Below are 6,545 nucleotides of genomic sequence, written 5' to 3' on the forward strand. Positions count from 1 at the left end.
CAAGGCACGGGAAAGTCGGTCGCCGCCAGGTCTTCCAGTCACCCCTCACCACCGCGGGGTGGAGCAGCCCGGTAGCTCGTCAGGCTCATAACCTGAAGGTCATAGGTTCAAATCCTATCCCCGCAACCATACGTAAGTCCTTGATAGGACACGATAAACCCGCCCGTTTGAGGCGGGTTTTTTGTTGCTTAAAATTCCCTGCAGGAAACACATAGGAAACAGGCGAAAAGGTACCGGGGCGCATTTTTGCCCACTTTCACAAATGCGTGATTGAAGAGCGAGGCACCCTGTCGCCTGTTTCGGGGTATCATTCTAGGCTTGTCGAGTCAGGACAGTCTGCCCCTCTGCTGTCCGTATCAGGAGACGTAGGAGCAGCCATGGCCGCAGACGAACTCACGGGACTGATCCGTTATCTCGGTCAGGAAGACTGGCAGGAGTGTTTTGGCGAAGTGCTCGCCGATCACATCGGTCCGGCGCTGGAAGCGGGGGATATCACCTTCGAGGATCTGGCGGAGATGATCGGACCCGACGTCGCCATGACGCTATGGGGCTGCGCCTTCGAGGATTTTCTCGGGCAGGACTGGGATGACGGCCGGAATTTCGTGGACGTTTACCTCAAGCGTCGGGGCTGGAAGGAAGGGCCGCGTAACAGCGCCTACATGCTTGCCCTCAAGGCTTCGGTCATGAGCCTGTATGAAGTCTCGGACATCAGACCCGGCCAGAGCCTGATGGCGCGTGACCTGCTGCGGGGTGGTGATCCGGTTCTGGTGCATGAAGGCACGGCCACCCGGACACTGAAACAGTGGGACCGGATTGCAGCACGTCTCGTGCCGTCCGATGGAAAGACCATTCTTGCAGGCGGGTTGCTCGCTTATTCGCGGGGTGCCTGTGAGGATCTGGCTGCGAACCTTTACAGGGCTCTGCGGAAAAGACGGGGCAAGGCAGAGTTTCCAAAAGTCGATACGCAGACCCTGCGTGAGCTTGCGCCGATGTTCACGCTGACCTGGCTGTTCCGGACACTGGAGGACATGGCCCGGCAGATGGAGGGGCCAGCTTTGTTCAATGGGGACGGAGAGGATCTGGTTTTCCACGAAGTGTGTTTCCCGCTGGCAAAGGGCGTGACGCAGAAGATGGTGGCAGATTCGCTTGACCAGATCGCGGCTTTGCGGCCGGAGAGCCGGTCGTTCTGGAACTGGCTGAAGGAAAAGCACGATGAACCTGCGCTGAAAACCGGGCGTGATGAAAACGGACGGTTTCTGCGCACGGAGATGGACGATGGCGCGATCGTGCTGGGTACGCTGGATCTGAAGGGGCGGCAGTTGCGGCTGCAGGTGAACTCGAAAGAGCGTGCCGAACGTGGTCGTGCCATGCTGCAGGTTGGTCTGGGAGATCTCGTGCGCGCTCCGCTCACGCAGATCATGACGCCGGCGCAAGCGATGGAAGACCGGGGGACGCCTGGACGGGAGGTCTCGCCAGAACTGCAGATCCCGCCCGAGGAGGAAGCCCGGATTATCGGGCAGATGCTGGAGCGGCACTATCGGCAGGTGCTTGATGAGCCAGTCCCGGCCCTGGGGGATATGACGCCGCGCCAGGCCGTCCAGACAGCTTCAGGGCGTAAAAAGGTGGCCATCTGGTTGAAGGATATCGAAAACACTACGGTCCGCGCCCAAGGGAGTGGCGGTGCCATGGCTGCCTACGATTTCGGGTGGATGTGGAACGAACTCGGAATCATCAGGCTTAGGAAATAGTCCGCTTACGCCCTCAACGCGGACATAGGACACAAAACCAGTATTTTCGTAAGCGGACATGACTTAAATCACAGTAGATTATCCGGCCTAGACCGGTTGTGGAATGCTCGCCTCGGAGCGCATTATTGGGCACAACTCCCGTTTGCTTTGGTGGGATTAGCAGTGGCTCGCGATCAACTTCTTACGAAATGAGTCTATTTGGAAGAGCGCCGCAATACCTTCGTTGCCGCGTCGCGAGAGGACAATGTCCCCGTGATGTAACGTGCGGTGCGCTCGATATCCGGGAACATAGTCTTTTCATTGATGCCGAGCTTATCGAGTTCCTTGAGAATATCCCCCTTAACGCTGGCAGGGATGACGATATGCCCCACTTTAATCCTGTCAACAGAGTCTGACTTGATTTCTTCGTCCAAGCCGAAGGCAAAAAATGCCCCCGCCTGTGCGAGAATGCGCTTATTGTTCTGCTTCGGCTTCACTAGGATGATAGAATCCAGATCAGTAGGCTCGATCTCATCGAGAAAGCCGCTCTTTTCCTGCCTAACGAAATGAAGCAGCCTTTTGATGGGCGTACTTTCATTGAACTCCCCCAGCTCCAACTCCGTGTTTATCTTGCTCTTATAGGCCCAAGAGAGTCGCGCGAGGTTTGTGAGGCAGCTTACGGTATCGCTGTCGAAGTATCGCACCCGTCGTTTGAAGACACGGAGCATGACAACGTGCCCGTCCATATCCTTCCGCATAGTCTTGCCATTTGAAGTAGGAACACGTTTCTTAACCGTCTCGCAGGCAAAATAGAGTGCTACCAGTGGATTCATTGTCACATCAAGTAATCGCGTAGGCAGCGAGAAATGCTGCATTCTGACCAACATCTCCAGCGCGCTCGTATCTCGGTCGAAATCCTCAGGATGAGCGGCGATGAGTTCGCGCAACAGGATATGCTCATTTTCGCGCGTGGCCGCCTTGCGGAAAATGGACGGGGTCAGTTTGAAATCAGTGCTGCCATGACCCCGATAAGTTACGACCACATTTTCCTTGACTGGCCGGTCAAGGATGATCCCGACGAAATCCGTGACCGATTTGATAGGATTCATGCTTCCCCCTGCTACGGAGATTATCATGACGCTATCCCGTAATTTTGCGCAAGGCGGCATATGAACGATCGACTGGTCTCGATATCCCTGAATGGTGCTTCGAACGACCGATTAGGAGGCATGGCTGTCGGCAACCTCACTTAAGTTATACGATTTTGTTGATGGGATCGACATCCTCGACCGTTCGTGGCCCCGATAATTGGCCACAGGAGGCCTCAGCCAAGTTGACTCCTGGCAGGAACGCTGATCTGTGTTGATAAAGGGGAGGTAGCTTGAAATTTATCCATTCTGCTGATTGGCAACTCGGCAAACCATATGGCCGCTTCGAGCCTGAAGTCCGGGCTGGCCTTACCGAGGCGCGGTTTGAGGCAATCGATACACTTGGACGTGCAGCGGCCGAACAGCGGGCGCAGCACGTCGTTGTTGCCGGTGACATCTTCGACACCGAAGGGCCCGAAGACCGAACAATCGTCCAGGCCATATCCCGGATGAGCCGTCATGACTGTCGCTGGTGGCTGCTTCCCGGCAACCATGATTTCGCGCGCAATGGAGGCTTATGGGATCGCGTCCATCAGCGGGCGAGCGAGAATATCGTCATCTTGTCGACACCCGAGCCCGTCGAGATGAACCCCGGCATCTGGCTGCTGCCTGCGCCGCTTGAGCATCGCCATAATCTCGAAGATCCCACCGCCCGTTTCGACGCCATGGAGACGCCCGGCGCGACTCTGCGTATCGGCCTCGCGCATGGTTCGATCCGCGACTTTGGCTCACAAGGCGAAACGAAGAATCAAATCGCGCCTGACCGTGCACGGCGATCACATCTCGACTATCTGGCGTTGGGCGACTGGCATGGAGCGCTTCGCGTCGACGGTCGCACGTGGTATGCTGGCACGCCCGAAGTCGATCGCTTTCAGCGGGATGATCCCGGGCAGGCCCTGATCGTCGAGCTTTCGGCTGGTGCAGAGCCGTCCGTGACACCGTTCCGTACTGGCCGTTTCCAATGGCTCTTACGGGATTGGATGGTCAGCGACCTGGCGGCATTCGATGCCGAGTGCGAATTGCTCCTCGGCGCGATTGACGCACCCAGTACGCTCGTACGCCTGACCCTTGCGGGGATCACCAGCCTTGGCGACCGAATTGGCATGCTAGCGCGTCTCGAAAACGATATCGGTCATCAGTTGCGCTATCTTGACGTGCGCGCGGACGATCTTGTCGGTCGACCGAGCGAGGAGGACATTGAGAACTTGGCTGTGGAGGGCATGCTCGGGGCGGCAGCAGCGATGCTTAAAACTAGGATCGAAGGCGGCGGCGAAGAAGGGGCAGTGGCGAAGCGAGCCCTCGAACGCCTTTTCGTCGAGTATAGCCGGGAGGAACCGGCATGAGCCTCGTCATTCGCCGCATTGCGGTCGAGAATTTCCGTAAGTTTCGCGCGCCCGTCGTGATCGACGGTCTCACCGACGGCCTTAACGTCGTCATCGAGCCTAATGAGACGGGCAAGTCGACGCTTCTTGAGGCCTTGCGCGCGGCATTTTTTGTCCGTTTCAACACGCGAAATCAGCTTGCCCAATCCTTCGCCCCCCATGGCGATGCAGTTGGTCCTGAGGTCGAGGTCGCTTTCGATGTTGATGGCGCGCGTTGGTCGGTAACCAAGCATTTTCTACGCAGTGCATCGGTCGAGGTCTCAGGGCCTCAGGGCCGTGCGCAAGGGGAAGAAGCCGAGGCGCGGTTGAATGCGTTGCTCGGTTCGGTTCGCGACACAAGCCGGGGCGGCGATGTTGCGACCTATGGCGCGCTCGGTTTGTTGTGGGTTGCCCAGACCGAGGCCTTGTCCGTAACCGCGCCTGCCCAGATCGTCCGCGACAGTGTCACCTCCACGCTCGAGGCGGAAGTCGGATCGATCATGGGCGGCGCTGCCTATCACCGCGTTAGGAATCGGGTCGAGGCTCAGTATGAACTTTACTGGACCCCGACGGGGCAGAAACGTGGCCGGCAAACCGCCGCGCGTGAACGGCTTGAGGCCGCCGAGACCACGGCGCGCGAAGCTGCGGATCGTTTGGCCATGCTGGAGCGTAGTTTCTCAGATGTCGAAGCGGCTCGCGCTCGCCTGAAGATCGTTCAGCGGGAGATGGCGGACAATACGGATGCGCAAACGCGTCAAGACCTGATTGCTTCGCTTGACGTTGCACGAGCTGCGGCTCAGATTCTTAGCACCCGTCGTGCAGAGCAGGAAGCGATCAATGGCAAGGTGACGGCGCTCGCGGACCTTCGGCGGCGGCACGATGACGCTACGCGGGCCCGGATGAAAGCGGAAGCCGCGCTGACCTTGGCAAGCGAGCGGCGCCTCGGGGTCGCCGACACATTCTCGGCCGCCAGGCAAAAGGTTGTAGATGCACGAACTGCGCTCGATGCCGCGCGCGCAGACCGTCAAGCCGCGCGAATGGCATTGGCGGAAGGCGAAGAGCAGATTCGACGGAGCCGTCGGTGCGCAGCGGTCAAGGCCGCGCGCCGGCGATATGCCGACCTTCTGAAGTTCGAAGAGCAACGCAGCACCGCGAAGGCGCTCTCCGATACGGCGATCGCCCCGAAAGTGCTGTCGTCGCTTGAAGCGCATGAGCGCGCCGTTGCGGAAGCACAGGCGGTGGTAAATGCTGGCGCGACCCGGATCACGTTGTCAGGCTCAGCAGATGGCATCACAATCGATGGCGTGCCAATGGCGCTCGGCACGAGCACCCTCGATCGCGAGGTCCATATCCGCTTCGGCGACGCCGAGCTTAAGATAGCGCCACCGGCGTCTGTCGCCAGTGCCGCAGAGTTCTTGGTGTCTGCGCTTCGTAAGCGGAAAGCTGCACTTGACGATCTCGGTGTGGTCGATCTTGCAGCCGCGAGAGTTCGCAACCAGACCGCCAGGGATGCCGCAGCGGACCTGCGAACCCTGGAGGCGCGCATCCAAGCCGCGACGCCGGCAGACGATGTCCTTCAGCTTGCCGCTGGATCCGCCGATCTCAAGCTGTTCATCGCAGAGCTTGGCGAGGAAGAGGCTGTAGGAGAGGAGGAACTTCCCGATATCGCGGTGCTCACTGAGGGGATGGAGACGGCCGATAGCGCCGTAGCCCGCGCCGAAGGGACCCAGGACAGCGCCATTGAGGCCCTTCGTCGCGCCGAGCAGGGGGAAGCGCCGCTTGCGATGGCAGAAGCCAGGGCTACGAGCGATGTCGCCAACGCCGTCAGCGCGCTCGAGGAGATCGAGCAGCGACCAGAATGGGCTACGCTTGCCGAAGATCTGGTCAAGGCTCGTGAGCAAGCTGCTGAAGCTTCGGTCAAGGTTGAAGATGCGTTTCGCGATGCCTCTGCGCACGACGTCGCGGCCATCAACCGCAAAATCGAATTGATCGATGCGAGAGTGCGCACGACCGTGGAGACCCGAACGCGCCTCGAGACCGATATAGCCCGCCTCGAAGGAACGATAGAGAGCGAGGGCGGGCTTGGCCTCGCGGATCGGGCAGCTGCGGCCTCTGAAGAAGTCGAGGCGGCTCGCCTTGCTCTTCAGCGCATCACCGATGAAGCGGAAACGCTAAAGGTGTTGAGGAGCACCCTCGACGCTGCCCGTAACGTGTTAAGCGGCATGGAAAAGTGACCCCTTCGGAAGGGGGACAGGCAGCCAAAAACGACCCCTTTCTGAGAAACGGGTTCACGATGGCCTTCATGCTGA

Annotated in this window: 4 protein-coding genes and 1 tRNA gene; 4 read left to right on the forward strand and 1 reads right to left on the reverse strand. The window is 59.1% G+C overall.

Annotated features, from left to right (window positions below; translation table 11 throughout):
* The first annotated feature begins 52 nt into the window (after positions 1-52).
* Together CFR80_RS16310 and CFR80_RS16315 are read left to right on the forward strand one after the other, a co-directional pair.
* Positions 53-129: transfer RNA gene (locus tag CFR80_RS16310), tRNA-Met, on the forward strand.
* A gap of 248 nt (positions 130-377) precedes the next feature.
* Complete coding sequence (locus tag CFR80_RS16315) at positions 378-1,748, forward strand: hypothetical protein (RefSeq protein ID WP_110507721.1); 1,371 nt, start codon at positions 378-380, stop codon at positions 1,746-1,748.
* A gap of 194 nt (positions 1,749-1,942) precedes the next feature.
* Here CFR80_RS16315 and CFR80_RS16320 read toward each other — a convergent pair whose 3' ends face one another.
* Positions 1,943-2,836: an FRG domain-containing protein gene (locus CFR80_RS16320; protein ID WP_258367895.1), complete on the reverse strand. Its 894-nt coding sequence runs from the start codon at positions 2,834-2,836 to the stop codon at positions 1,943-1,945.
* Between the two features lie 272 nt (positions 2,837-3,108).
* Here CFR80_RS16320 and CFR80_RS16325 point away from each other — a divergent pair, with 272 nt between their 5' ends.
* Positions 3,109-4,218: a metallophosphoesterase family protein gene (locus tag CFR80_RS16325; protein WP_010517480.1), complete on the forward strand. Its 1,110-nt coding sequence runs from the start codon at positions 3,109-3,111 to the stop codon at positions 4,216-4,218.
* A complete protein-coding gene (locus tag CFR80_RS16330; RefSeq protein ID WP_258367896.1) occupies positions 4,215-6,470 on the forward strand; it encodes an AAA family ATPase in 2,256 nt (751 codons plus the stop codon). The genes CFR80_RS16325 and CFR80_RS16330 overlap by 4 nt, the downstream gene beginning before the upstream one ends.
* The last annotated feature ends 75 nt before the right edge of the window (positions 6,471-6,545 follow it).

Source organism: Komagataeibacter oboediens (assembly GCF_003207815.1).
GTDB classification, from domain to species: Bacteria; Pseudomonadota; Alphaproteobacteria; order Acetobacterales; family Acetobacteraceae; genus Komagataeibacter; species Komagataeibacter oboediens.

What these genes read in the sequence shown, in the direction of transcription:
- CFR80_RS16315 (WP_110507721.1), top strand. Translation starts at nt 378, where the DNA reads ATGGCCGCAGACGAACTCACGGGACTGATCCGTTATCTCGGTCAGGAA.
- CFR80_RS16320 (WP_258367895.1), bottom strand. Translation starts at nt 2,836, where the DNA reads ATGAATCCTATCAAATCGGTCACGGATTTCGTCGGGATCATCCTTGAC.
- CFR80_RS16330 (WP_258367896.1), top strand. Translation starts at nt 4,215, where the DNA reads ATGAGCCTCGTCATTCGCCGCATTGCGGTCGAGAATTTCCGTAAGTTT.